The following is a 25810-nucleotide window of genomic DNA, read 5'->3' on the forward strand; positions in this document are numbered from 1 at the left end:
ATTTCCGCGAAGACGGAAATCTAACTTATGCAATTACCAACAACGTTCGAAGCATTGATTGAAGAAGCGAGTCAATCCGATTTGTATCATAAATTGATAAAACAGCTCAATAAGGATTTTTTACTGGCCAATATCGATTTGGATTTTCACGAAGACATCTTACCATCAAGCTTAAAATTATTACTCCACGAAACCGTTTATAAACTCATTCAAGAAAAATTTACCTCGTATTTAAACCTGCTTTATATTGTTGATGTTTCAGAAAAACAAGTAAAAGCCTTGGATGGGGAAGATATTCTTAAACTATCTGAAGACGTATCGTTTCTAATCTTAAAACGCGAATGGCAAAAAGTGTGGTATAAAAATAAATTTTAATTAAGATAAATTTGTCCTAATTAAAATAATGCTATATATTTGCACCAAATAAAAACGATAATATGTTTTCTAAAGCTTGTGAATATGGTATAAAAGCATCCATTTTTATTGCAACAAATTCATTTGAAGGCAAACGTGTAAGCCCCAAAGAAATTGCAATGGAAATAGATTCTCCACAAGCATTTACAGCCAAAATTTTACAGGCCTTGGTAAAACATGATATAATAAACTCTATAAAAGGAGCTTATGGCGGTTTTGAGATTAGCAGGGATAAAATTGCAACTATTAAACTTAACCAAATTGTAAAAGCCATTGATGGCGATTCCATTTACAACGGCTGTGGTTTGGGTTTGCATAAATGCGACGAAGCGCATCCGTGTCCGGTGCACGATAAGTTTAAAGCTATTCGAGACGGTTTAAAGCATATGTTGGAAAACACAAGTTTAGAGGAATTGGCACTTAATATAAAATCGGGTGCTTCGTTTTTAAAGGTTTAAAAAAATTTGAATATAAATAGGATAAAATTATCCGAAATAAACAATTAATCATGGTAACATTACAAAAAGATTCAGAAAAACAAATAGGGCAATTTGTAGCCGAAGATTATAGAACAGCAGCTGTTTTTTCGAAATACAAAATAGATTTTTGCTGCAACGGCAACCGAAGTATCAATGAAGCTTGCGAAAAAAAGGGGATAGATAGCAATGTTTTATTGGACGAGTTACATAGCGTTTTAAACAATAAAGGAGGCGAATCTATTGACTACAAATCGTGGCCGTTAGATTTACTGATTGATTATATCGAGAAGAAACACCACCGTTATGTAGAAGAAAAAATTCCTGTATTACGTCAGTTTTTAGATAAATTATGTCGCGTTCATGGCGAGCGTCACCCAGAATTATTTAAGGTAAACGAACTATTTACAGCATCGGCAGGCGAGTTGGCCGCACACATGAAAAAAGAGGAACTTATATTATTTCCTTTTGTAAAAAAGATGGTTTCGGCAACATTAAGCCAAGGCGCTGTACAATCGCCACAATTCGGAACTGTTGAAAACCCCATTGCAATGATGATGCAAGAGCACGATAACGAAGGCGAGCGTTTTAGAGAAATTGCAGCACTTACAAATGATTATAACCCGCCAGCAGATGCGTGCAACACATACCGAGTAACCTATGCGATGTTGGAGGAATTTGAACAAGATTTACACCTGCACATTCATTTAGAAAACAATATTCTATTCCCTAAGGCTATAAAGCTAGAACAACAATTTGATTAATAGCAAGCTTTAACAATGACTTAGGTCTATTAGAAAATCCTGGAAAGTTTTCCCTAAAACATTCCGGGATTTTTGTTTAAAATTAGTTTAGAAGTAAAAAGCATTTTATTTTGGTAATTTTAAAGTCGGAAAAGCAAAACGCCAAAAATGGTTAAAAAATTTACTGTTGTTTGTTTGATTAATTTTTTAATCGCAGCCTTAATGGGATTGGCATTGCGCTACGCTTTTGTAGGGGATATTGGTGTAAATTATCGCTTTTTAACCCACGCACATTCGCACGTTGCTATGTTAGGTTGGGTGTATTTAATGTTGTTTGCATTAATTGTTCATTATTTTATTCCAGATAAAAAACCCATTTTTACACGTTTGTTCTGGCTTACTGAAATTGCGGTTATTGGTATGCTGTTAAGTTTTCCGTTTCAAGGCTATGCCGCGGTTTCCATTACATTTTCAACCTTACACATTTTGTGCAGTTATTATTTTGTGTACTTGGTTTGGAAGCATCATAAAACAGCATCTGTAGCAACGCAGTATTTGCTTAAAATAGCGTTGGCGTTTATGGTATTATCCACCATTGGGGTTTGGTGTTTGGGGCCCGCGGTTTCCATGTTGGGGCAGGCATCGGCCTTTTATCAAATTGCGATACAGTTTTTTTTGCATTTTCAGTTTAACGGTTGGTTTTTAATAGCTGTAATAGCCGTATTTTTTCATGTCTTTCAGGTTGAAGACTCAAAGCTGTTTAGACGGTTTTTCAAACTATTGGTCGCATCAACCGTACTTACTTTAGCATTGCCAATCCAATGGTTCGCACCCCATAATTTGTTGCTTTATTGTAATGGTTTGGGCACCATATTGCAGCTTTTAATGGGTTACTATTTTTTAAAATTGATACAACCCAAATTTTCAACGGTATTAAAACAACAGCCAAAACTGGTTATCCATTTATATTGGTTTTCAATATGTTGCTTTGTTTTAAAAATAGGTTTGCAGTTATTGGCCTTGTTCCCCGAGTTTTCGCAAATAGTGTACACACACCGTAACTTGGTTGTTGGGTTTATTCACCTTTTAATGCTTGGTGTTATTACCGGCTTTTTGTTTTTATTTATTTTACAAAGCCCATTGGTAACTTACACCAAAAGCCTTTATGTGGGTATCTATGCTTTTATTTCAGGATTTGTTTTAACAGAATTATTGCTTGCAATTCAGGGTGTTATGTTTTACTTTGGTAACGACATAGTGCCAAATTATTACCTTTTGCTTTTTCTTTTTAGCATATTATTACCCTTAGGAATTGGTTTTTTATTATACAATATTATAACTCAAAAAAATTATGCAACACAAACCGCAAAAACGACATAAAGCTTTGCAACCCCTAAGCAGAGAGCATCATCACGGATTGCTTTTGTCTTGGAAAATACGCTCAGGATTTAGCAAAAATATTGAACCAAAACGTATAAGGGTTTATGCCGATTGGTTTTTTAAACAACATTTAATTCCGCATTTTGATATGGAAGAAGCCCACATTTTCCCCATTTTAGAGCAGAATAACGAATTGATAAAAAAAGCATTGGCAGATCACAGACGTATAAAACGATTGTTTGCTGAAACGGATGATGATGCTAAAACGTTGAGTAAAATAGAAGAGGAACTGGACAAACATATCCGTTTTGAAGAGCGCGTGCTTTTTCCTGAAATTCAAAAAGTAGCGACTGAAGGACAAATGCTTCAAATTGAAAAAATTCATCAACCGGAAAAATTCGAGGATAATCTGGTTGATGAATTTTGGCGATAGAAATTATATTTTATTTTGTTAACTGAAGAATGTATTGCACAGTTTCTTTATTATCAACACCCAAACCTTCTTGTTGGTGAACAAGCTCGCCATCAGAATTAAATACACTTATAATGTTGGAGTGTGAAAAATCTATAGGTGAAATTTGTTTGTATTTCATGGCGAGTACATTGGCAAATTCACGAACACCACTTTCTGAACCTTGCAAGAATGTCCAATGTTCATCATCCATTTTGTTTTCAATGGCAAAAGCTTTTAAACGTTTTGGATTATCTATTTTCGGATCTATACTAACCAGAACAAAATTTAAATCTTTTAGTTTTTCCTTTGGGATTTTAGCTTCAATATTGCGCATATCTGCAACTAGTCTTGGACAAGCAGCTTTACAAGATGTGTAAATCATAACCATTACTAAATTTTTTCCCTTTAAATCTTTTAATTGAATGGCCTTACCTTCTTCTGTATTCCATTTTGTGTTTAAATTAAAAATAGATTCATCTGAAATTTCGAAATCATTTAATGTTTTTGAAGATTTTTCATCAATAAGTTTTAAATCCATTTTACAAATTGGGCAACTTACGTTTTCGCTATATGTTTTATCCCCTTCGCATTGCATAGGACATTGATAAACGGCTAATGTGTCTTGTGTTTTATTTGATTTTTCTGAATTGCAAGACGTTGTTACTAAAAGTAATACGACTACAGAAAGTAATATTTTAATATGTTTCATTTGCTTTCTTCTTTGCTTTCTATTTTAATGTCTTTAACACATCTGAATCCTAAATTTTTCATAGAATATTTCGCTTTCAAGCTACCACGAATGGCATAGCGCATAAAAGCAGCATAGTTCATTAAATCTGTAGTGTTTACAGAAGCGCTTCCGCAGAATAAATTGTTATCTTTATCTGTGTCTTTACGTGATTCTCCACTAATTAAGACAGAATTAAAATCCAATGTCCACTCCCAAACCAAACCATGTAAATCATAAACGCCCCAAACATTTTTTGGAGTTTGACCAATATTGTTTTCGTTAGATCGTGTGGCTTCGTACCAAGCTAATATTTGTTGGTTATAGGTTTCTTTAACACGTGCATCTTTGGTTGTTTGGTCTGCCATAGCTACATATTCCCATTCATCAACCGTAGGTAAGCGTTTACCTTGACATTCGCAATAGGCTTTGGCTGCAAACCAAGACACATAGGTAATTGGACTGTTAGATTTTTCAGAATCTTTAAGCTTAAAGTCGGTTTCCCAATTGGCTAAATAACTCTTGTCAGCAAATAATCTGATGACTTTTGATTTTTGCCATTTTGGAAACTTTTTTACAAATTCTAAATATTGGGAATTGGAAACAGGATAAATATCCATTTCAAAATCTTTCACTTCAACTACTGTTGAGTCTCTTCCGTATAAGGGAATATATCTACTTCCTTCAATGAAAGCCATGTCTTTAGTTTGAGCTTGCAATGTTGTTTGAAAGACCACTAAAACAAACAATAATCTAAAGACTTGGCTAAAATTCATGTTTTTATTATTATCGGTTTTTAACTTTATCAACCATTTCTTTGGTAACCACTTTTTTAGAGTTGCCCCAACTGTTGTAAACGTATGTTAATACATTTGCAACCTCTTCAGATGAAATCATTTGCCTAGTCATTACACTGTTGTATTTTTCACCATTTACAGTAATCTCTCCAGACAAACCATTAACAACAATATCGATAGCACGATTAACATCAGCATTTAAGTAATCTGATTTTGCCAATGGAGGAAACGCCTTTGGAATACCTTGGCCTTCCGATTGGTGACAAGCAAAACAGGTCTGCATATACACTTGTTTGCCATATTTCATTTGCTCCTCAAATGATTTAGCATGTGTTTTAGATTCTACAATTTCGTCAGTTGTAGGCATTTCTTGAATGCCAGGACCTTCAGGCAAATAAATCCCTTCGCGAATTTCACCTGAATAAATTTTCTTATTCTCTTCACCTTCTACTTTAAGTATTCCTAAAGCCCCTTTGTTAAATGCTCTGAAAATAGAGTGGTCTACCAATACTAGTGAACCAGGTACATCAACTCTAAATTCTACTATGGCAGCTCCTCCAGCAGGGATTAGTGTTGTTTGGATGTTTTCATTAATTAAATCTCCTCCTTCAACATATACTTTGTCAAATATTTCACCAATAACATGGAAAGATGATACTAAGTTTGGTCCTCCGTTACCTACATAAAGTCTAACAGTTTCTCCAACTTTAGCTGTAATAGCGTTATCACCTGTTAATGCGCCAACACGTCCATTAAACACTACGTAGTCTGCTTTTTCATCAACTGCTTTTTGCATGTCAAACGGTTGTAATCCTCTTTCGCCATTTTTTCCTTTGGTGTAAAAATCTCCTTGCATTATATAATATTCCTTATCTACTTGAGGTAAACCACCCTCTGGTTCTACCAAGATAAGACCATACATACCGTTTGCAATGTGCATTCCAACTGGTGCTGTTGCACAGTGGTATACGTAAAGGCCTGGGTTTAATGTTTTAAATGAGAATGTTTTTTCGTAGCCAGGAGCAACAAAAGAAGACTCGGCACCACCTCCTGGACCAGTAACAGCATGTAAATCTATATTATGTGGCAATTTATTATCTGGATGGTTTGATAGTGTAAATTCTACCTCGTCACCAACGCGTGTTCTAATAAAACTTCCTGGTACCGAACCTCCAAATGTCCAGTACATGTAGGTTGTTCCATCTGTCATGGTTCCTTCTTGTTCAAGAATTTCCATATTAACAATTAGCTTTTTGGCTTTTCTTCTTCCCACGCCTCTTGGGACATTAGGAGGAGCTGTTAATTCTGCTTGCATTTCATATCCCGTTGGAATATCTGCAGCATTTTCATAAACCTTTTCCTCGCTATTAATGCAAGAAATAAAAATAAAACTAGAAGTAACTAAACTTAAAAAAATCCAGAATGGACTCCTTTTAAATAATTCTTGGTCAGTTTTCATAAAATATTCTATTAGTTAGTTGTGATTGGTAATTAGGATGTTTTTGTCCTAATTGAAATCAAATTTACATTTAGATTTAATCTGAAAACATGATATTTGTCATAATGTTAAGGGAATATTAAAAAAAAAATTGCATATCCTCTATCCGTAATACAGATAACGTAACGCCATGTTGAACCCGTTTCAGCATCTCATAATCATTAGTTGAACACGACGCTGAAACAAGTTCGGGTGACGAACCGATTATGTCACATTAAGGACAATGAAAGAAAAGATATTTTTTTGCTAAATTCATATTGAATCTAAAAATCCTTCTTTTTTGATTTGAATATAATTCTCAACACCGGAAAAATTACCCAAGCCGTTAGCATAATCGTGGATACAATCAATCCGAAATTAGTGCCAAAGAATTGCTTAAAAACAGCACCCGTATATCCTAACAGTGCCGAAATATCTAGTTTTAAAAGAATGAGCGTTCTCGATAAATCGATGGGATTGAGCATGGTGCCAACCAACGATAACTTATCTAACGGGTAATCTTCAAACAAAATTAAAGTCATTAAAAACAGCCCGTCGTAAATTACCGCCAAAAACAGCCACAATAAAATGGCGTAACCAAAACCTTTGATTTTATTTTCGTTTGATAAAGCGATATTAAAAGCCAATGCCGTGAATATTAGGGTTAAAAAAGTACCCGTGATGAGCAGCAGGGAAAAATCCCAAATGGCACTACTTTCAAACAACCCGTAAAATACAAACGGGATGCCCAATCCTAAAATCAAACTCATTGAAAGCGATAGTGCGACACCTAAATATTGACCCAAAAATATACTTGAACGTTTTAAGGGTTGCGCCAATAAAAGTTCGGTAAATTCTTTGGAGTTGTAGTAGTACATCACGCCAAAAATGGTACCGATTAATGGTACTAAAACTATAATTACATTCATTAAAGTAATCACAGCCTTTGAAAGGTCGTTGTTTAAAAACAAGAGTACAATGCCAAGCATTAAATAGAATGCAAAATAAACGTAACTCCAACGGCTGCGCATGAGGTCGTAAAAACTGTATTTTAATATTTTAAGCATGGTTTTCTGAAAGTATTGATGCGATTGCATGTTCGAAATCGGGTTGTTCGGTCTTGTTTTTTAATTCTGAAATGGTGCCCTTAAAGTAAATTTTACCTTCTAATAAAAATACGATTTCATCGGAAACCTCTTCAACAAAACTCATAATATGCGAGGTTATTAAAATGGTTTTTCCTTTGGCTTTTTCCACTTGAATTAAATCCTTTAATCGAATTAGCGAAATAGGGTCTAAGCCTGTTGTGGGTTCGTCTAGAATAATTAACGGACTATCAAACATAAAGGTTAATACCAAGTTTACTTTTTGTTTTGTACCTCCGGAAAGGGTGCCTAGTTTTTTGTCTAAAAACGGCTTTAATTTAAAAAGTTTGATTAAACGTTCGTCTTCATCAGTGTGTTTGCGCAAGTCCTTAATCATTTTAATTAATTCCTTTACTTTTAAATTGCTCGGGAAGTTGGCAATTTGCGGCAAATAATCAATTTTATGTCTGTAATCTGAATTCTTTCTTACGTTTTCTCCAAGTACGGAAATGGCGCCTTTATTGGGTATAACCATGCCTAAAATAGATTTTATCAATGTGGTTTTACCAGAGCCGTTAGGACCCAGAACAGCAAAAATACCGCCCTCGCTAATTTCTAAATCCAGCGCGCTTAAAACTTGGTTTTTACCGAATTTTTTATGTAAATTTTGAATGCTTACCATGTTATTTTTTTCATTTTAGGTTTATTGTCCAGTAAATTATCTGGCGTAAAAACAGGGGATACTTTCTCGGAAAAATCAATAATATCTATAAACAAACTACGCAGTAAAATAATGGTTTCCGGTGTTCTGTTTACAATATATGAAAACAATTTTACGGGTCTGTAGGGCACATCGCCTATGCCGTCTTTATCTAAATCGTAACCTGTATAGTTGCTCCAAAAATTAGATTCAAAACCATTATCGTTAATCTTGCTGTTATAAGAAACATCAAAGGAATTATACAAAAAGTTGTTGCTTTTAAAGAGGTTGGCATAACAGGCGCCGCGAACTTTTAATGCCCAACCATTACTTATAAAGTTGTTGTTTATGTAGTTGATTCTGTTAGAGCCTTCAACATTAATGCCTATGGTGTTATCTTTAAATGTGTTGCCCTGTATTTCGGCATCGTTTATTTCCTTTAGAAGTAAACCATAAGATGCGGTACCCCAATTTTCCTTAAAAATGTTATTGTACATTTTTATTCTTTTTGAAAACATAACGGCCACTCCGGCACCGTTGTTTTCAAATATATTGTCTTGGTACATATCGTCATTAGAAAACATAAAGTGCAGACCATAACGCACATTTAAAGAGCTTACGTTGTTTTTTATGGTACAAAAATCTGAAAATTCTAAATAGATGCCATCTCTAACGTGTTGCACAAAATTGTGTTCGATGTCTACATTTTTACTGTACCACAATTGTATGCCATTGCCCGAGTTGTATTCTTCAACGGCATCACCAATTATTTTGTTATGAAACACCTTACCGTCTCTTGATCTTTCAATATAAATACCAAAGAAGAGTTTTTCTAAAACCAGGTTTTTAATGGTAAAGTTTTTACTGTTTTTTACGCGAATAGCGGCATAGTCTTCAGTATAACTTGTGCCAACGTTTATAATAAATAAGCCGTCAACCGTAACATTATCAGCGGTAACGGTGATGATTTCACCTTTTGCTTCGCCATCAATTACTGGATAGTTTTCTCCAATAATGGTTAATGGTTTGTCTACTTTAATGTTGTGCTCTTTGTAAGTCCCTTTTTTAACAATAATGGTGTCGAAATCTTTAGCTTGTGCAATGCCTTCTTTTAAAGTAGAAATATTGCAACTGCCGCAAACCTCGATAGTTTGTGCCATAGTTAGGTTAGCCATTAAGATGGCGGATAAAAAAAAGATAATATGTTTCATGGCACTAGTCTTTAAATTTTGCTAGTAATTCGGTCCAGGTATACAAGTCGCCTCCTTTTTCAGCCTGTGGTTTTTCAGCGTCAGCTTTATTTTTAAAAGCCGATAGAAAGGCGCCCATTGGACTTGGGATGTTTTCGCTAATTAAAAAAGTGGCCTTTGTAGCATCAATTAAAGCTTCGGGTTCTGTGTAGTTGTTGGATAGGTAAAGTTTAATTTCAGAAGTGTCGAATTCGTCCATAAAATGAATCATACATTCTGTGGCATCAAACATATAGACCTTGCCTTTTTTGGTTACAATTTCTGCGGCGTGGACTTTATCAACAATGGTCATTTTACAAAAATGGCAACCATCGCTTCCGTAGTTTATTGGTTTTGGTTTTACATCACAACTGAAACATATCAGTAATAATGCAATAATTGAATAGTGTTTTAGTGTTTGCATGATTTTAGTGTTTTAAAAATGCGGTGTTATTGCGTTGCTTTTTTTAAGCTTGTTTTTCTGCCCAACCAGAACGCAACAAGTGTTAATGTCATTCCCACAAACATAAGGTAACCGCCCGTATGTGGCAATGAGGTAACATCAAAATTTAATAGTTTTTGAAATCCGAATAATGGTGGTTTGTAGGTCATGGGCGTACCATCTGGATTATTTAATTTTAAAATAGCATGTGGGTCTAGATTGCTACCGTAATCGATTAGCCAGTTGTTAAAATCGTACATGCCTAAAATTCCTAATACAGACATGAGTACAAACCAGCCCAAGAAAAATTTGTAGCTTATTTTTTTAAGGAAACCTAATAAACCAATAACAACACCCAGGATTACCATGCCCAAAATAACTTTTGGAAATACGGCGAACTCCCACATTTCATCTGCTTTAGGTATCGTTTTCATACCTATGTAGTGGTTTAACCCATCAATGTTTTGTAAATCGAATTCTTCGACACCTTGTATGCCATCAATATAAATATTCATACCAAGCGGGTCTGGATATTGTGGGGCACCAAGCATGATATTCCATAAAGGAAATTTAAAAAGTCCTAATAACAGTAATGATCCTATAATCATTATTATGCCAGCCTTTTTCATAATATTATATGTTGATAGTTATTGGGTTGAGTGAGGTTTCTGTGTAAACAGATAATAGTGTTTTAAAAAGAAAGGCGAGAGCGAAATATCAACCCTCGCCTTATTTAGAGAAATAAACACTAAAACAAAATTTCTCTAATTTTTATTCAATATCTTCTCCTAATGACCATTTTAAAGGTACATTGCTATTTGCCGGAGACACGCGAACATAACCTTGCATTTCTTGGTGTAGCGCTGAACAGAAATCTGTACAATAGAATGGCCATACACCAACTTGTTTTGGTTCCCATGTTAAGGTTCTGGTTTGTCCAGGAGCGATTAACAATTCGGCATTATTGGCGCCAATCATTGCGAAACCGTGAGGTACATCAAAATCCTGCTCTAAGTTGGTAACATGGAAAAACACCTTGTCGCCCACTTTAATGCCTTCAATATTATCCGGTGTAAAGTGGCTACGGATTAATGTCATGTAAACATGCACGTTTTTACCGTCTCTAACCACTTTGGTTTCACTTTCGTTGGTAGCTTTACGCGGATGTTTGTTATCGGCAAGCTTATAGAATTTAAGTGAGTTTTCTTTAATTATTTCTGCTGGAATAGCGGCAGCATAATGTGGCTCACCATGTGTTGGGAAATCTAAAAGCAATTCCATTTTTTCAGCAGAAATATCATACAATTGTGCAGAGTGCTCCATTTCTGGGCCAACTGGTAAATAACGGTCTTTTGTAATTTTGTTCATCGCGAACATGTATTTTCCAAAAGGTTCTCTAGAGTTTCCACCTGGAATGGTTAAGTGACCAACAGAGTAATACGTTGGTTTTCTGTCGATAACTTCCCAAGTGCCTAATTTCCATTTTACAACTTCAGAAGAGATAAAGAAGGTTGTATAAGCGTTTCCTTTGCCATCAAATTCAGTATGTAATGGGCCTAATCCTGGTTGCTCTACCGAACCGGCCAATACATCTTCGAAATTTAATACCGGAATGCCATAAGCATCACCTGCGAATTTCTCATTTTCAATGGCATCTAGCATTTTTGTAAATGAATGCACTGTTAAGTTAGCAGATAATTTACCGTTACCTACAATGTATTCTCCTGAAGGATCCACATCACAACCATGAGGTGATTTTGGTGTTGGTAATAAATATACAGCTCCAGGAACTTCAGAAGGATTAATCACACGCACTTCTTTTTTCATTGTAGACGTGGTAATGTGTGTGTTTTCATCAAGGATGTTGTGTGCATAGTTTGCTGGCATCATAGTACCACCTCCATTGTTCACGTATTCTTCAATTTTTTTCCAGTTAATGGCTGCAATAAAATCCTTATCGTTTTGAGAAGCGTTAACTTCTAATAAAGTACTTGCTTCTTCGGTATTATACGTTGTAAAGAAGAACCATCCGTGAGATTTTCCACGTCCAGGGTGTGATAAATCATAGTTAAATCCTGGCATCAACACTTGGAATTTAATATCCATATGTCCGTGCTCTGGATCAACAGAAATAAAAGTTAAAGCCCCTTTAAAGTTTCCTTTATAGTCTTTAATAGGCATATCTCTTTGAGGCACTGGAACAGAGAAACGTGTTCCTGCTACCACATATTCCGTGTTTTCTGTGATAAAAGATGAACTGTGGTTACCTGCACTGTTTGGAATTTCAATAATTTCTTCCGTTTCAAACGATCTTAATCCAACTCTGGCAATACGAGGTGTGTTGTTTCCGTTGATAAATACCCAACGGCCATCTAATACGCCATTGGTTTGGGAAATGTCTGGGTGATGCGAATCGTCCCAAGGAATAAAACCGTAAGAGGTTTCTAACATAGGTTTTGATTCTTCAGAATATCCGTAACCGTTTGTTGGGAATTGCGAAAACACAGGGATTTCCTTAAACAATCGTCCTGATGGTAAACCGTAAACTGTAAGGTTACCACTGTATCCACCAGATATAAACGCGTAATGCGAGTCGTGCTCACCGGGAGCAACATATACTTTTTCAGCAATATTACTTGCTAAGGCTCCAGATTTTCCACCTGATTTACCCGAGTTATTACAGCTTGTAAATGCTACGAGAACACATAAAGCTGCAACGCTTATTTTAAATAATTTTTTCATTGTTATATAGAATTTGATTAGTGTTTTTTTATTCTTCCGTTGGAGGTAATAATACCTTGTCAATTACATGTACTATCCCGTTTCCTGCTGGTACGCTGGCAATAATTTTTGCACCTCCAATTAGGGGTTCTCCATCTACAACTTCAACTTTTACATAGCCATTGTTGGCTTGTCCAAGCTTTTTAAATTTCTTCAAAAAGTCTTTAGAGTAATTTCCAGGAGTTACGTGGTACTTTAAAATATTGGCCAAAGCATCTTTGTTTTCTGGTTTTAACAGGTTTTCAACGGTACCTTCCGGTAAAGCGGCAAAAGCTTCATTGGTTGGTGCAAAAACCATTAACGGACCTGCATTTACCAATGCATTTTCCAGTTGCGCAGCTTGAACGGCCGCCACTAATGTAGAGTGGTCTGCAGAGCCAATTGCTATTTGCAGGACATTAGGTGTAGATCCATCATCTTCAATAAAAGCTTGTCCTGTACGTTCTTCAGATGCACTTTCAGTTGATGTAGCCGTAGAGTTCGTTGAGGTTTGTTTCGTTTCGTTTTTGCAAGAGTACATTAATGCTACCGATGCAAAAACCAAAAACAGTAGTTTAATAGTTTTCATTAGTTATGGTTTTTAGTTGTGTTACTTACTTTAGGGTTCTAAAATATTCCAATACAGCTCGGGCTTCTTCTTCTGTTAAGTTTTGATTTGCCATTGGAGAACCGTTAAACTCTATTAATAAGTCTTTAGCTAAAGGATCGTTTTTAACCATGCCTTCTGGATCTAAAATCATGTTCATAACCCATTCTGGAGTTCTGCGTTCTAAAATATTTTTAGGAGCTGGACCAATAAACTTTTTGTCGGGTCTGTGGCAAGCCGTACACATATTTTTAAATACATCAGCGCCATGAGCTGCCATTTTCTGGTCTATTTCTGCACCTAATGTTATAGACGTAATAGGGCCAACACCTTTATTGGTTAAATCGACGGTTTTGGATGCCGGAACTTTTTCAGCCTTTTTTGTTGTAGTAGTTTTTTCTGTTGGAGCTTTCTTTTGATAAGAGAATCCTTCCTTCTTTTTTTCTTCTTTGCCACCACAACTAAAAAGTAGCGTAGCAAATAAAATGGTCATTAATTTTAGTGTTGATTTCATATTTTCTTAATTTAAGTCACAAAATTACAATCAAACAAAGATGTAAAATATGATATTTGTCATATTTAGGACAAACTTGTCTTTTTTGTTTTACGACTTGAATTTGCTTATGCAGATAACCTAATGACAGACAGGGTTTTATTCAGCAAGGGTTTGTGTGAAAACGAAGTTTTGTTCACATAAAATTTTCAAAAAAAGAAGATAAAAATAAAGACAAAGAATTTTTAAATAAAAAAGATTGATTTTACGAGGATTTATTTTAGAAATAAAACCTAACAAAAGGCGCCCAAGCATTGGCGTAAATACTTTTATCGGCATCGTACAATACATCGTATCGAACACCAAAAGTGACTTGGCCATTTCGGTAACCAGCACCAATAAATAAAGCAGGAACCCAATAATTATCTTTGTCTAAATTCAAATTAACATTGTAGGTTCGGTTAACGTTAAGTTGCTCAAGTTCGCCCGAAATCTGTAATTCGTTTATAACATTAAACAATCCAATTAAGCTGCCGCCCAAAATGGTGGATTTGTAAACATTTTTTTGATTGTTAAATGTTGCGTTAAGCCCTAAACCAAAAGCGAAATTCCTATCAAATTCGTAAACAGCACTTGGGGCAATAGTACCGCTAAAATAGCCATCGCCAAAGCTTAAGCCAATACCGCCTCCAAACCTAACTTGTTGCCAAAAATCATGGTTTTGTTGCTGTGCCATTATAACATTTGTAGCTACAAACAGGTATAAAAATAGAAGGCAGGTTTTTGTGTTTATAAACGGATGCATAATGAAATAAAATTAGAAATCATCAAAAATTTAATACTAAACAACAGCTTGATTTATAAATGGGTAATAATTACTTATAAATATAATAAAAGAAACATCTAATTTTAGTAAAAGTTGTATTTTTGAGAAATATTTTGACGAACCTACACGGTATTAAAAATAATAATGGATAAATTTTCATTTTTAAACGCAGCACATACAGCATATTTTGCTGATTTATACGATCAGTATTTACAAAATCCTGATACGGTTGAACCCAGTTGGAGAGCCTTTTTTCAAGGTTACGATTTTGGCACAGAGAATTACGGATTGGAAGGCGAAATTGTTGAAGGCGTTTCCACTCAAATTCCAGAGCATGTTCAAAAAGAATTTCAAGTGGTTAGGCTTATTGACGGCTACCGAATGCGGGGGCATTTGTTTACCAAAACAAACCCCGTAAGAGCGCGACGAACTTACACACCAACTTTAGCATTAGAGAATTTCAATCTCTCTGAAAGTGATTTGGATACGGTTTTTAACGCCGGCGAAAACTTAGGAATTGGCGCTCAGCCTTTACGCAAAATCATATCGCATTTAGAAAACATTTATTGCAGCTCAATAGGTGTGGAATATATGTATTTGCGCAATCCTGAGGTGATAAAATGGTGGCAAGAGCAATTGAATAAAAATGAAAATCAGCCGAAATTTTCAGTTGAAACGAAAAAATATATACTTTCAAAATTAAATCAAGCCGTTACTTTCGAGAACTTTTTGCAAACCAAATATGTGGGGCAAAAACGTTTTTCTTTAGAAGGTGGCGAATCTTTAATACCTGCACTTAGTAACGTGCTTTTTTATGCGGTAGAAAGATACGGTGTAAAAGAATGCGTCTTGGGTATGGCGCATCGTGGGCGTTTAAGCACGCTGGTAAATATCTTTAGAAAGCCACTCAGGGAGCTTTTTAGCGAATTTGATGGAAAAGATTTTGAAGACGAAAATATTGATGGCGATGTAAAATACCATTTGGGATTAACGCTTGATAAAACTTACCAAAACGGTAAGAACATTAAGATGAACTTGGTGCCAAATCCATCACACTTAGAAACCGTTGCATCGGTTGCCGAAGGGATTACCAGGGCAAAAATAGATACGGATTATGATGGCGACGACTCTAAAATAATCCCAATAGTTGTACATGGCGATGCCGCCATTGCAGGACAGGGCATTGTTTACGAAGTGGCACAAATGAGCCAGCTAAACGGCTATAAAACCGGTGGTACCGTTCATATTGTAGTAAACAATCAAATCGGTTTTACAACCAATTATCTCGATGCACGTTCCAGTACGTATTGTACCGATGTTGCAAAAGTAACATTGTCACCCGTTCTACACGTAAATGCTGATGATGCCGAAGCGGTGGTACATGCCGTAGAAATGGCTTTGGAATACAGAATGCGTTATAAAAAAGACGTGTATATCGATTTATTGGGCTATCGTAAATATGGTCATAACGAAGGTGACGAGCCACGTTTTACACAGCCTAAACTCTATAAAAATATAGCAAAGCACCAAAATCCGTTTAAAATTTATTCGGATAAACTTATAGCTGAAAACACTATTGACAAAGCCTATTTGGATAAAATCGTATCTGATTTTAAGGATACTTTGGAAAGGGAATACACGAAATCCAAAGAAGAAGATGCTTCAATAGTTCGTGAGTTTATGCAAGAGCGCTGGACGGCGTTTAAGCGTCAAGGGTTGGAAGCAATGCTTAAAACTGTTAATACAAGTTACCCAAAGGAAAAGTTAGAACACATATCAAAAGTCGTTTCAACTGTTCCCGAAGGCGTTAAGTTTTTGCGTAAAGCCGAACGCATTTTAGATGGTCGGGCAAAAATGGTTTTTGAAACCGATACACTCGATTGGGGTATGGCAGAAACCTTGGCTTATGGTAGTTTGATGGAAGAAGGTTTTAACGTGCGTATTTCCGGGCAGGATGTTGAACGTGGTACATTTAGTCACCGTCATGCTATTTTAAGGGATGAAATTTCTGAAGAACGTATCAATCTTTTAAATATAAACCCTGAAAGCAAGGGTAAAATGGATATTTACAATTCCTTGTTATCCGAATATGCTGTGTTAGGTTTCGACTACGGATATGCCATGGCCAACCCAAATACATTAACCATTTGGGAAGCACAATTTGGGGATTTTAGCAACGGCGCTCAAATTATTTTCGATCAGTATTTATCTGCAGCCGAAGACAAATGGAAAGCCCAAAACGGAATTGTCGTGCTATTGCCACATGGTTACGAAGGGCAAGGGTCCGAACATTCATCGGCACGAATAGAGCGTTATTTACAATTATGTGGCGATGATAATATGGTTGTAGCAAATTGTACAACACCTTCAAATTTCTTCCATTTACTGCGTCGTCAAATGAAACGCGATTTCAGAAAACCACTAATCGTTTTTACGCCAAAAAGTTTATTGCGTCACCCCAAAGCGGTTTCGTCTATAAAAGAATTATCAACCGATACCTTTCAAGAAGTTATCGATGATTCGGTAAATCCGAAAAACATAAAAAAACTAGTATTCTGTACGGGTAAATTCTATTACGATTTATTGGCTGAAAGAGAAGAATTAAATAACGAGGATGTGGCATTAGTGCGTATAGAGCAATTATTCCCATTACATTTAGACAAAATTCAGCAAATCATTAACCGTTATCCAAACGTTGAAAATTATGTTTGGGCGCAAGAAGAACCCATGAATATGGGCGCTTGGAGCCATATGATGCAACGCCTAGATTTGGTTAAATTAGAAGTTATATCAAGACCATACAATTCGGTGCCGGCACCGGGGTCAAGTACCCGCGATAAACGACGACAACAACGTGTAATAAACGCTGTTTTCAATGTTGAAAATTAAAAAACGATAATTAAAAACTCATATACAATTAAAATTATAGAGCATGATTTTAGAAATGAAAGTACCATCACCAGGGGAATCTATTACCGAAGTAGAAATAGCAACATGGTTAGTTGAAGATGGCGATTATGTAGAAAAAGACCAAGCTATTGCCGAGGTTGATAGTGATAAAGCCACCCTTGAATTACCAGCAGAAGCTAGCGGAACCATTACGCTTAAAGCGGAAGAAGGCGATGCCGTAGCTGTTGGGGCCGTGGTGTGTTTAATTGATACCAGCGCAGAAAAGCCAGATGGTGCTGATGCTGTAAAGGAAGAAAAAAAGGAAGAAAAAAAGGAAGAGGCACCTAAAACGGAAGCCCCAAAGGCTAAAGTAACCGAGGCTAAAACATACGCCACAGGAACAGCAAGTCCTGCAGCTAAAAAGATTTTAGCTGAAAAAGGTATGGATGCTGCTTCAATTTCCGGTACAGGAAAAGATGGTCGTGTTACTAAAGAAGACGCTGTAAACGCCGTGCCAAGTATGGGTACGCCAACGGGCGGTAACAGAGGGACATCGCGCAGTAGAATGTCTATGTTGCGACGTAAAGTAGCAGAGCGTTTGGTTGAAGCCAAAAATACAACGGCCATGTTAACCACGTTTAATGAGGTTGATATGTCGCCAATTTTCGCATTGCGTTCAGATTACAAAGAGGCCTTTAAAACCAAGCATGGTGTTGGTTTAGGATTTATGAGTTTTTTCACTTTAGCAATTGTTAGAGCCTTAAAAATGTATCCGGACGTTAATTCTATGATTGATGATAAAGAGATGATTTCTTTTGATTTTTGCGATATTAGTATTGCGGTTTCGGGACCAAAAGGGCTTATGGTACCTGTAATACGAAATGCTGAAAACTTAAGTTTTAGAGGTGTTGAAGCCGAAGTAAAACGATTGGCTATTCGTGCTCGCGACGGACAGATTACTGTTGATGAGATGACCGGAGGCACATTTACCATTTCAAACGGGGGTGTGTTTGGAAGCATGTTGTCTACACCAATTATCAATCCGCCACAGAGTGCTATTTTAGGTATGCATAATATTGTTGAACGACCTGTTGCTGTTGATGGCAAGGTTGAAATTCGCCCAATTATGTTTGTGGCACTATCCTACGACCATAGAATTATAGATGGTAAAGAATCTGTTGGATTTTTAGTAGCTGTTAAAGAAGCTTTGGAAAACCCAATTGAATTGTTGATGGATAACGATGTTAAAAGAGCATTGGAGCTTTAAAAGACAAATTTCAATAAATAAAAAAGCGAGTTACTTTATGGGTAACTCGCTTTTTTTTTCAACTAATACCTTTAAAAAAGACTAACTAAAACTAAAAAAAAGTGACAAGTATATTAATTGAAATTATAATGAGAACTAAAACTATTAGGCCTACTGCAAAGTATTTGTCGAGACTGTTATTTGTTTCCATGGCGTTTATATAAAAGGTAGTTTTGAGGTTTTTATTAATTCTTTTTTTAAAGAAGACTCTGCGTTAAATACGCAGAGCCCTCATAAAAATTCTCCCTAATTAAGAATTAATTAATAGCACTGTAAAAGTATAGCATATCGATGATATAAAAAATACGTAGTTCTACGTATTTTTTGCAAGAAGATGGTTTCTATAAATAAAGAAAGCTCCAAATCATTACAATTTAGAGCTTTCAATAATTCTCCCTAAGAACTAATTAATAGCACTGTAAATATATGACAATCAGTCGATAAAAGCAATACGTAGTTCTACGTATTTTTAAAAATTCTTGATTTTATTTTTATTTGATAAAAACAGGACTAAAGGAAGTCTTTATTTACGCCTGCCCAAATAGAGAGTGAGGAGGGTTTATTGTCCAGTCCCAGTTTTGCTAAAATATTGCTCCGGTGCTTTTCTACGGTTCTAATAGAAATACTTAGCTCTTCGGCAATATCATGGCTTGTTTTATTTTCGGCAACAAGTTTAACTATTTTAAGTTCAGATTTACTTAACGAGGCCAAAGCTTTAGGTTTTTGCTGTGCGCTACTAACGTTTAAATAATCAGCGATTTCTTCGCTAAAATAAGATTTGTTATTTACAACATGAGCAATACAGGTTTCAATTTCTTCAATAGCAAATTCTTTTAAAATGTAGCCATAAACGCCAAACTCAATAGCTTGGTCGTAAACTTCTTCTTCTTTATCAAAGGTTATTAAAATAACTTTAGTGTTAAGGTTGTTTTTTTGGCATGCTTCGGCAATTTCCAACCCTGTTTTATGGGGCATTCTAATATCTAAAATTGCAATATCCGGTTTTAACTTTACAATAAGATTGTAAGCCGCATTACCATCTTGGGCGCTGCCAACAATGTTAAAGCCTTTTGAGGTTAAAAAATCTGATAAACCTCTTAACATAAGCGGATGGTCGTCCGCAATTACTATACTGTGGTTCATTAATTAATTCGTGAGGGATTATTGTTGCTATTAAATATTAAAAGTAAGGATTATAATTGTGTCATGTTATAACTTTAGGTATAAATATTTTTTTTCGTAATCAATTACTGCTTTTGCCTTTTTTAAAATATCCGCACCAATTATACCATCAACCGGTTGCGCGTTATGATTGATAAGGGCGGTGTTAACATGCGTGAGGTTAAATAAAACCAAAATCACTTTATCGTGTTTCCATTTACCAATCTTCACCTTGTTTTTTTTCGACATTTGCGTGTCCATATCTATGGCACCGGCACCAGCGGCTTTAATTAAGGAATCTTCGGCTAATAGGTTAAAGTTTTCAACCGCTTCAAAACCAACACACGAACTTGAAGCTCCGGTATCTAAAATAAAAAGCCCTTTTACACCATTAATAGTGGCTTTTACTTCAAAATGATTGGTTTTGGTAAGCTTCAATTTTACTTTGGTATACTCTTTTTTAAGTAGGAATTGTTGCAGTGTTTGCATCTAATTTAGTTTTAAACAAAGATAATCCTATAAAACAATTATTTTTACAAAAAAGTGTTAAGGATACCATTTAAAATATTAAAACTTGATAATTACAGATACCCACACCCATTTATACAGCGAAGCTTTTAATGATGACAGAAACGAGATGATTAATCGTGCCATTGAGCAAGGGGTTACCCGATTTTTTATTCCAGCCATAGATTCAACCTATACGGCATCCATGTTGCAACTTGAGAAAGATTATCCAAACCATGTGTTTTTAATGACGGGTTTGCACCCAACGCACGTAAAAGACAACTATAAAGACGAGTTGAAACATGTTGAAGCCTTGCTCGAAAAGCGTCATTTTTATGCCATTGGCGAAACAGGAATAGATTTGTATTGGGACAAATCGACTTTAGACATCCAAAAAAAAGCCTTTAAACATCAAATACAACTTGCAAAACGCTACAAGTTACCTATAGTTATTCATTGTCGCGACGCTTTTAACGAGATATTTGAAGTTTTGGAAACAGAAAAGAGCGACGATTTGTTCGGCATTTTTCATTGTTTTACAGGAACTTTGGAGCAGGCGCATCAAGCCTTATCCTATAATATGAAATTGGGCATTGGCGGGGTGGCAACCTTTAAAAACGGAAAGATTGACCAATTCTTAAATCAAATCGATTTAAAGCATATTGTGCTGGAAACCGATGCGCCATATTTGGCCCCTACACCGTACCGTGGCAAACGAAACGAAAGTGTATATATATTAAAGGTGTTGGAAAAGTTGTCCTATATATATAATAGGAGTGAAGCAGACATTGCTAAAATCACCACCGAAAACTCAAAAGCTATTTTTAAAATTTAGAATTATGGGCACCACTAAACCAAACATATTGCTAATATATACCGGCGGAACAATTGGTATGGTTAAAGATTTTAAAACAGGCGCACTTCGAGCTTTCAACTTTAAAAATATATTAAAACGCATCCCGGAATTAAACCTGTTAGATTGTAATATCGATACCGTATCGTTTAAAGAACCCATCGATTCTAGCAATATGAATCCGGAGTATTGGGTGCAAATTGCCGAAGTCATCGAAAAACATTACCACAATTTTGATGGCTTTGTGGTATTGCACGGAAGCGATACCATGAGTTATACCGCATCTGCATTAAGTTTTATGTTGGAAAATTTGGCGAAACCAGTGGTGTTTACGGGGTCTCAATTGCCTATTGGTGATTTACGTACCGATGCCAAGGAAAATTTAATTACGTCCATTCAAGTGGCATCGTTGCAACATCGAAAAAAACCAGTTGTTAAGGAAGTGTGTTTGTATTTTGAATACAAATTGTATCGCGCCAACCGAACCACAAAAATCAATGCCGAACATTTTGAAGCCTTCGCCTCTTTAAATTATCCAGATTTGGCAGAATCCGGAGTGCACTTAAAAGTGAACAACGAGTATTTGTTTAAGCCCAATGTGAAGAAAAAATTAACGGTTCATAAAAATTTGGATAAAAATGTTGCGCTTATAAAGTTGTTCCCAGGGATTTCTGAAGCGGTTTTGCAAAGTGTTTTTAACACGCCAAATTTAAAAGGCGTTATTTTAGAAACCTACGGTGCGGGAAATTGTACAACCGAGGCTTGGTTTATAAATATTCTAAAAAATGCGATTAAAAAAAGCATACATATTATTAATGTTACGCAATGTTCGGGCGGAAGTGTGATTATGGGACACTACGAAACCAGTAATCAGCTAAAGAAAATAGGGGTAATTTCGGGAAAAGACATCACAACCGAGGCGGCAATCTCTAAATTAATGTATTTAATAGGACAAAATATTTCGCACAAATCCTTTAAAATCAGCTACGAAACCGATTTAAGGGGTGAAATATCTTAAAAATTAACTGTTAAAATTTTAACAGCTTAATTTTTTTTTGTTATTTGAGCCACCGTAATTAAAAGTATTGCGAAATACAGAGAGGTGGCCGAGTGGTTTAAGGCGCACGCTTGGAAAGCGTGTATGCGTTAATAGCGTATCGAGGGTTCGAATCCCTTCCTCTCTGCTGTATTTTTTGTTTTTAATTGCTATATTTTTTATATCTTTAACACTTTAACTAATAAAATTAAGATCGAGAACATGAAAAGATTATTTTCTATCCTAGCCATTTCAGGAATAATGGCATTCGGAACTGTTAATGCAACTACAAATGCAAACGCAACAACGGCAGTAACAACGGTTGCAACTATCACTCAAGAACAAGACGCAGCACCCGCTGAAGAACTCGGATTTCACCAAGAACTAAAAAAGAGGTTCGTTGAAGGTGGTCCAGGATTTATGGGTATTGTACTGTTATGTTTAATTTTAGGTTTAGCGATTGCTATCGAGAGAATTATCTTTTTAAACCTTTCTACAACAAACACAAAAAAATTAACTCAAAATGTTGAAGATGCACTATCATCTGGTGGTGTTGAAGCAGCAAAAGAGGTTTGTAGAAATACAAAAGGGCCCATCGCTTCTATATTCTATCAAGGATTGGATAGAACAGACGAAGGTGTTGAGGCTGCCGAAAAAGCTGTTGTAGCTTACGGTGGTGTACAAATGGGACAGTTGGAGAAAAACGTATCTTGGATTTCTTTGTTTATCGCTCTGGCGCCAATGCTTGGTTTCATGGGTACGGTAATTGGTATGATTCAGGCTTTTGATAAAATTGAAGCTGCAGGTGATATGAACCCGTCGTTGGTTGCAGGTGGTATTAAAGTAGCACTTTTAACAACGGTATTTGGTTTAGTTGTGGCAATTATACTTCAAATTTTTTACAATTATATTATTGCGAAAATTGATAGCATTGTTAACGATATGGAAGATGCTTCTATTACGTTAATGGATTTGCTAATAAGACACAAGAAGTAATAATTTAAAATTGTAAGTATTATGAAAAAAATATTAACCATATTGTTAGGTATAGTAGGAGTTCTTTCTATTGTGTTTCTAGCAATGATAATATCAACAGGCGATGAAGCTATTAAACTAGGCGAGTCTAGTGGTACCGTAAATACGTTTATGTACATTGGATATTTAGTTTTGTTTTTAACTTTAGCTTTTGTTGTTATTTTTAGTTTAAAAAACATCTTTTCTGATTCTGAAACCATGAAAAGCACCTTAAAAGGTGTTGGGATATTCGCTTTATTGGCGGCTATTTGTTATTTCGGATTGGCTAAAGGTGTGGAAACAGAGCTTAAAGATGGCGACATGCTTTCTGCTGGAGGCTCACAATTATTAGGGGCAGGATTATATTTATTCTATCTTCTTTTAGCTATTGCAGGCGGATCAATGTTGTTTTTCGGAATTAAAAAAATGATAAAGTAATATGGCAAAACGAGCAGCACCAGAAGTTAATGCAGGCTCAATGGCCGACATTGCCTTCTTACTACTAATATTTTTCTTGGTAACTACTACCATTGAGAAAGATTCTGGTATTAACCGTAAACTACCGCCTATTGATGATAGCGAAGTAGATCCGCCAATTATAAAACAGAAAAATATATTTACTGTTTTATTGAACAAAAACGATCAATTATTAGTTGAAGATGAGCCTATGCAAATTAAAGATTTGCGTAAAGCAGCCGTTGAGTTTTTAGACAATGGTGGCGATGGTACTTGCGATTATTGTCAAGGCGCAAAAAGCCCTAGCTCATCTGATAATCCAGACAAAGCTATTATATCTTTAAAAAACGATCGCGAAACGTCTTATGCCGCTTATATAGCCGTGCAAAACGAATTGGTTGCAGCTTACAATGTATTGAGAAATCGAAGAGCTCTTGAAATAGGCCCACAAAACGGCTTTAATGATATGGACTTTATTAAGATGCAAGACAATATTAAAGATGTGAGATGGACTGGTGATAAAGAAAAGTTGAAAGAGGTTGTCGATCAAATTAAACTAGAGATACCTCAAAAACTTTCAGAAGTTGTAGAATAATTTAGAATTAAATAGAGATTAAAGATTATGTCTAAATTTAAAAAGAAAAAAGATGGAGGATTACCTCCGGTTAACACAGCATCATTACCAGATATTGTATTTATGTTGTTATTCTTTTTTATGGTTGCTACCGTAATGAGAGAAGATACACTATTTATACAAAACCAATTACCATTGGCAGATCAGGTTGAAAAACTTGATAAAAAATATCCAGTAAGTTATATTTATATGGGTAAGCCAAGCGAGAATTACAGAAAATTTGGTACGGTTGCGAGAATCCAGCTTAACGATAAGTTTGCTGATGTTTCTGAAGTTGGAAGATTTATTGACGCAGAGCGACTGGCTTTAAGAGAAGAATTAGTACCCTTTTTAACCGTATCCTTAAAAGTAGATAAAGATGCCAACATGGGAATTGTTGGAGATGTTAAGCAAGAATTACGTAAAGTAAATGCATTAAAAATTAATTATACTACCGGTATTGGAGATGCGTTAAGCAATATAAAGAATTAAACTATCTTGATTTTATATCTAAAAAGCGTTTTGTTGATTCAAAACGCTTTTTTTTATATATAATCGTACAATTTTAAGTATAATTGTATAGTTATACCATTTGAATTTAGTACCAATCCTATTGACGATTATTTGGTATTGGCACAAAACAAGCATTCCTTTAAATGAAAAACATCTTTTTTGTAATCTTTTTTATTTTGGGTTTTCAGTGGGTTTCATCTCAAGATACTCAAAACACCGTTGTAGATTCACTTTATAAAGAGGATCATTTTTACGCTGGAATAACCTATAATTTATTGGGTAATATTCCAAGTAGCATTAAACAAAGCGGATTTTCAACAGGCTTTCATTTCGGGTATATTAAAGATATGCCCATAAATAAAAACAGAAATGTTGCCATTGGTGTAGGTTTAGGTTACTCTGCAAATTCATTTAATCAAAATTTACTCGTTAATCAAAATGTTTCTGGAGATTTTGAGTATAGTATTTTAAAAGACAGAAGCACCTATTCCAAGAATAAATTTTCGATGCATTTGGTTGAAATGCCCATTGAGTTTCGATGGCGCACATCAACACCCACCGTATACGATTTTTGGCGTATTTATACGGGGTTTAAATTGGGATATGTGTTTAGGCACACTACTAAACACGTTGGCGACTTGGGGGTTTTAAAATACGGTAGCGTTGATGGGTTTAATGATTTTCAATACGGATTAACATTAAGTGTGGGATACGGCACATGGAATTTTCATTTATATTATGCTTTAAATCCTATTTTTTCCGATACTTCAAAAATAGATGGCGAAAGCATAGATATGAATGCCATTAAAGTGGGCTTAATGTTTTATATCTTATAATTAATGCCGTCATTTC

General features: G+C 35.5%; 28 protein-coding genes and 1 tRNA gene. 15 read left to right on the forward strand and 14 right to left on the reverse strand.

Annotation, left to right across the window (positions count from 1 at the left end; translation table 11 throughout):
• The first annotated feature begins 27 nt into the window (after positions 1-27).
• The 5 genes from ACN5J7_RS01400 (at position 28) to ACN5J7_RS01420 (ending at position 3446) form a co-directional block, all read left to right on the forward strand.
• Entirely contained in the window at positions 28-375 is a 348-nt protein-coding gene (locus ACN5J7_RS01400; protein ID WP_418602370.1) for a hypothetical protein, read from the forward strand.
• A 62-nt stretch (positions 376-437) separates the two neighbouring features.
• On the forward strand, positions 438-872 hold the full coding sequence (locus ACN5J7_RS01405) for an Rrf2 family transcriptional regulator (protein WP_311937033.1): 435 nt from the start codon (positions 438-440) through the stop codon (positions 870-872).
• 50 nt (positions 873-922) lie between these two features.
• Complete coding sequence (gene ric, locus ACN5J7_RS01410) at positions 923-1654, forward strand: iron-sulfur cluster repair di-iron protein (RefSeq protein WP_418602371.1); 732 nt, start codon at positions 923-925, stop codon at positions 1652-1654.
• A 147-nt stretch (positions 1655-1801) separates the two neighbouring features.
• Positions 1802-3013, forward strand: a complete 1212-nt coding sequence (locus tag ACN5J7_RS01415; RefSeq protein ID WP_418602372.1) for a hypothetical protein — start codon at positions 1802-1804, stop codon at positions 3011-3013.
• Positions 2985-3446, forward strand: coding sequence for a hemerythrin domain-containing protein (locus ACN5J7_RS01420; RefSeq protein WP_418602373.1), 462 nt, complete (start codon positions 2985-2987; stop codon positions 3444-3446). The genes ACN5J7_RS01415 and ACN5J7_RS01420 overlap by 29 nt, the downstream gene beginning before the upstream one ends.
• Positions 3447-3456: 10 nt before the next feature.
• On the opposite strand, the gene ACN5J7_RS01425 is transcribed toward ACN5J7_RS01420, so the two are convergent.
• The 12 genes from ACN5J7_RS01425 to ACN5J7_RS01480 all read right to left on the reverse strand — a co-directional run bounded on the left by ACN5J7_RS01425 (position 3457) and on the right by ACN5J7_RS01480 (position 14520).
• A complete protein-coding gene (locus ACN5J7_RS01425) occupies positions 3457-4176 on the reverse strand; it encodes an SCO family protein (protein ID WP_418602374.1) in 720 nt (239 codons plus the stop codon).
• Complete coding sequence (locus ACN5J7_RS01430; RefSeq protein WP_418602375.1) at positions 4173-4892, reverse strand: formylglycine-generating enzyme family protein; 720 nt, start codon at positions 4890-4892, stop codon at positions 4173-4175. The genes ACN5J7_RS01425 and ACN5J7_RS01430 overlap by 4 nt, the downstream gene beginning before the upstream one ends.
• 88 nt (positions 4893-4980) lie before the next feature.
• The gene (gene nirK / locus ACN5J7_RS01435) at positions 4981-6450 is read right to left on the reverse strand and encodes a copper-containing nitrite reductase (protein WP_418602376.1); all 1470 of its coding nucleotides are present in this window, start codon (positions 6448-6450) and stop codon (positions 4981-4983) included.
• A 302-nt stretch (positions 6451-6752) separates the two neighbouring features.
• Positions 6753-7535, reverse strand: coding sequence for an ABC transporter permease (locus tag ACN5J7_RS01440; RefSeq protein WP_311937052.1), 783 nt, complete (start codon positions 7533-7535; stop codon positions 6753-6755).
• Complete coding sequence (locus ACN5J7_RS01445) at positions 7528-8235, reverse strand: ABC transporter ATP-binding protein (protein WP_418602377.1); 708 nt, start codon at positions 8233-8235, stop codon at positions 7528-7530. The genes ACN5J7_RS01440 and ACN5J7_RS01445 overlap by 8 nt, the downstream gene beginning before the upstream one ends.
• Complete coding sequence (locus ACN5J7_RS01450; protein WP_418602378.1) at positions 8229-9464, reverse strand: nitrous oxide reductase family maturation protein NosD; 1236 nt, start codon at positions 9462-9464, stop codon at positions 8229-8231. Before ACN5J7_RS01450 ends, ACN5J7_RS01445 begins: the two co-directional genes overlap by 7 nt.
• Positions 9465-9468: 4 nt before the next feature.
• Positions 9469-9906, reverse strand: coding sequence for a nitrous oxide reductase accessory protein NosL (locus ACN5J7_RS01455; RefSeq protein ID WP_418602379.1), 438 nt, complete (start codon positions 9904-9906; stop codon positions 9469-9471).
• A 26-nt stretch (positions 9907-9932) separates the two neighbouring features.
• The gene (locus ACN5J7_RS01460) at positions 9933-10553 is read right to left on the reverse strand and encodes a hypothetical protein (protein WP_311937063.1); all 621 of its coding nucleotides are present in this window, start codon (positions 10551-10553) and stop codon (positions 9933-9935) included.
• 142 nt (positions 10554-10695) lie between these two features.
• Positions 10696-12666: a Sec-dependent nitrous-oxide reductase gene (gene nosZ, locus ACN5J7_RS01465; protein ID WP_418602380.1), complete on the reverse strand. Its 1971-nt coding sequence runs from the start codon at positions 12664-12666 to the stop codon at positions 10696-10698.
• 28 nt (positions 12667-12694) lie between these two features.
• Positions 12695-13273, reverse strand: coding sequence for a fasciclin domain-containing protein (locus tag ACN5J7_RS01470; RefSeq protein ID WP_418602381.1), 579 nt, complete (start codon positions 13271-13273; stop codon positions 12695-12697).
• Between the two features lie 25 nt (positions 13274-13298).
• Positions 13299-13805: a cytochrome c gene (locus ACN5J7_RS01475; protein WP_311937073.1), complete on the reverse strand. Its 507-nt coding sequence runs from the start codon at positions 13803-13805 to the stop codon at positions 13299-13301.
• 259 nt (positions 13806-14064) lie between these two features.
• On the reverse strand, positions 14065-14520 hold the full coding sequence (locus ACN5J7_RS01480) for an alpha-ketoglutarate decarboxylase (RefSeq protein ID WP_418602382.1): 456 nt from the start codon (positions 14518-14520) through the stop codon (positions 14065-14067).
• A 234-nt stretch (positions 14521-14754) separates the two neighbouring features.
• Between ACN5J7_RS01480 and ACN5J7_RS01485 the strand changes: the two genes are divergently transcribed.
• Together ACN5J7_RS01485 and odhB are read left to right on the forward strand one after the other, a co-directional pair.
• Positions 14755-17499 (forward strand): 2-oxoglutarate dehydrogenase E1 component, encoded by a 2745-nt coding sequence (locus tag ACN5J7_RS01485; RefSeq protein ID WP_418602383.1) that lies wholly within the window; start codon positions 14755-14757, stop codon positions 17497-17499.
• 43 nt (positions 17500-17542) lie between these two features.
• Positions 17543-18766, forward strand: coding sequence for a 2-oxoglutarate dehydrogenase complex dihydrolipoyllysine-residue succinyltransferase (gene odhB / locus ACN5J7_RS01490; protein WP_418602384.1), 1224 nt, complete (start codon positions 17543-17545; stop codon positions 18764-18766).
• 549 nt (positions 18767-19315) lie between these two features.
• Here the strand turns inward: odhB and ACN5J7_RS01495 are convergent.
• Positions 19316-19948 (reverse strand): response regulator transcription factor, encoded by a 633-nt coding sequence (locus ACN5J7_RS01495; protein ID WP_311937085.1) that lies wholly within the window; start codon positions 19946-19948, stop codon positions 19316-19318.
• Positions 19949-20014: 66 nt separating this feature from the next.
• Complete coding sequence (locus ACN5J7_RS01500; RefSeq protein ID WP_418602385.1) at positions 20015-20455, reverse strand: retropepsin-like aspartic protease; 441 nt, start codon at positions 20453-20455, stop codon at positions 20015-20017.
• Positions 20456-20540: 85 nt separating this feature from the next.
• Here ACN5J7_RS01500 and ACN5J7_RS01505 point away from each other — a divergent pair, with 85 nt between their 5' ends.
• From ACN5J7_RS01505 to ACN5J7_RS01540, 8 genes are all read left to right on the forward strand, one after another.
• Positions 20541-21308 (forward strand): TatD family hydrolase, encoded by a 768-nt coding sequence (locus ACN5J7_RS01505; RefSeq protein ID WP_418602386.1) that lies wholly within the window; start codon positions 20541-20543, stop codon positions 21306-21308.
• Positions 21309-21312: 4 nt separating this feature from the next.
• The gene (locus ACN5J7_RS01510; protein ID WP_418602387.1) at positions 21313-22344 is read left to right on the forward strand and encodes an asparaginase; all 1032 of its coding nucleotides are present in this window, start codon (positions 21313-21315) and stop codon (positions 22342-22344) included.
• 78 nt (positions 22345-22422) lie between these two features.
• Positions 22423-22510 (forward strand) — tRNA-Ser (locus tag ACN5J7_RS01515).
• A gap of 74 nt (positions 22511-22584) precedes the next feature.
• Entirely contained in the window at positions 22585-23358 is a 774-nt protein-coding gene (locus ACN5J7_RS01520; protein WP_311937099.1) for a MotA/TolQ/ExbB proton channel family protein, read from the forward strand.
• A 21-nt stretch (positions 23359-23379) separates the two neighbouring features.
• Positions 23380-23814 (forward strand): hypothetical protein, encoded by a 435-nt coding sequence (locus ACN5J7_RS01525; RefSeq protein ID WP_311937103.1) that lies wholly within the window; start codon positions 23380-23382, stop codon positions 23812-23814.
• Between the two features lies 1 nt (position 23815).
• Positions 23816-24427 (forward strand): biopolymer transporter ExbD, encoded by a 612-nt coding sequence (locus ACN5J7_RS01530; protein WP_311937106.1) that lies wholly within the window; start codon positions 23816-23818, stop codon positions 24425-24427.
• A gap of 27 nt (positions 24428-24454) precedes the next feature.
• A complete protein-coding gene (locus tag ACN5J7_RS01535) occupies positions 24455-24937 on the forward strand; it encodes a biopolymer transporter ExbD (protein WP_311937109.1) in 483 nt (160 codons plus the stop codon).
• A gap of 164 nt (positions 24938-25101) precedes the next feature.
• Positions 25102-25794: a porin family protein gene (locus ACN5J7_RS01540; RefSeq protein ID WP_418602388.1), complete on the forward strand. Its 693-nt coding sequence runs from the start codon at positions 25102-25104 to the stop codon at positions 25792-25794.
• Positions 25795-25810 lie beyond the last annotated feature (16 nt).

Source organism: Hwangdonia sp. (assembly GCF_048381975.1).
GTDB lineage: Bacteria > Bacteroidota > Bacteroidia > Flavobacteriales > Flavobacteriaceae > Hwangdonia > Hwangdonia seohaensis.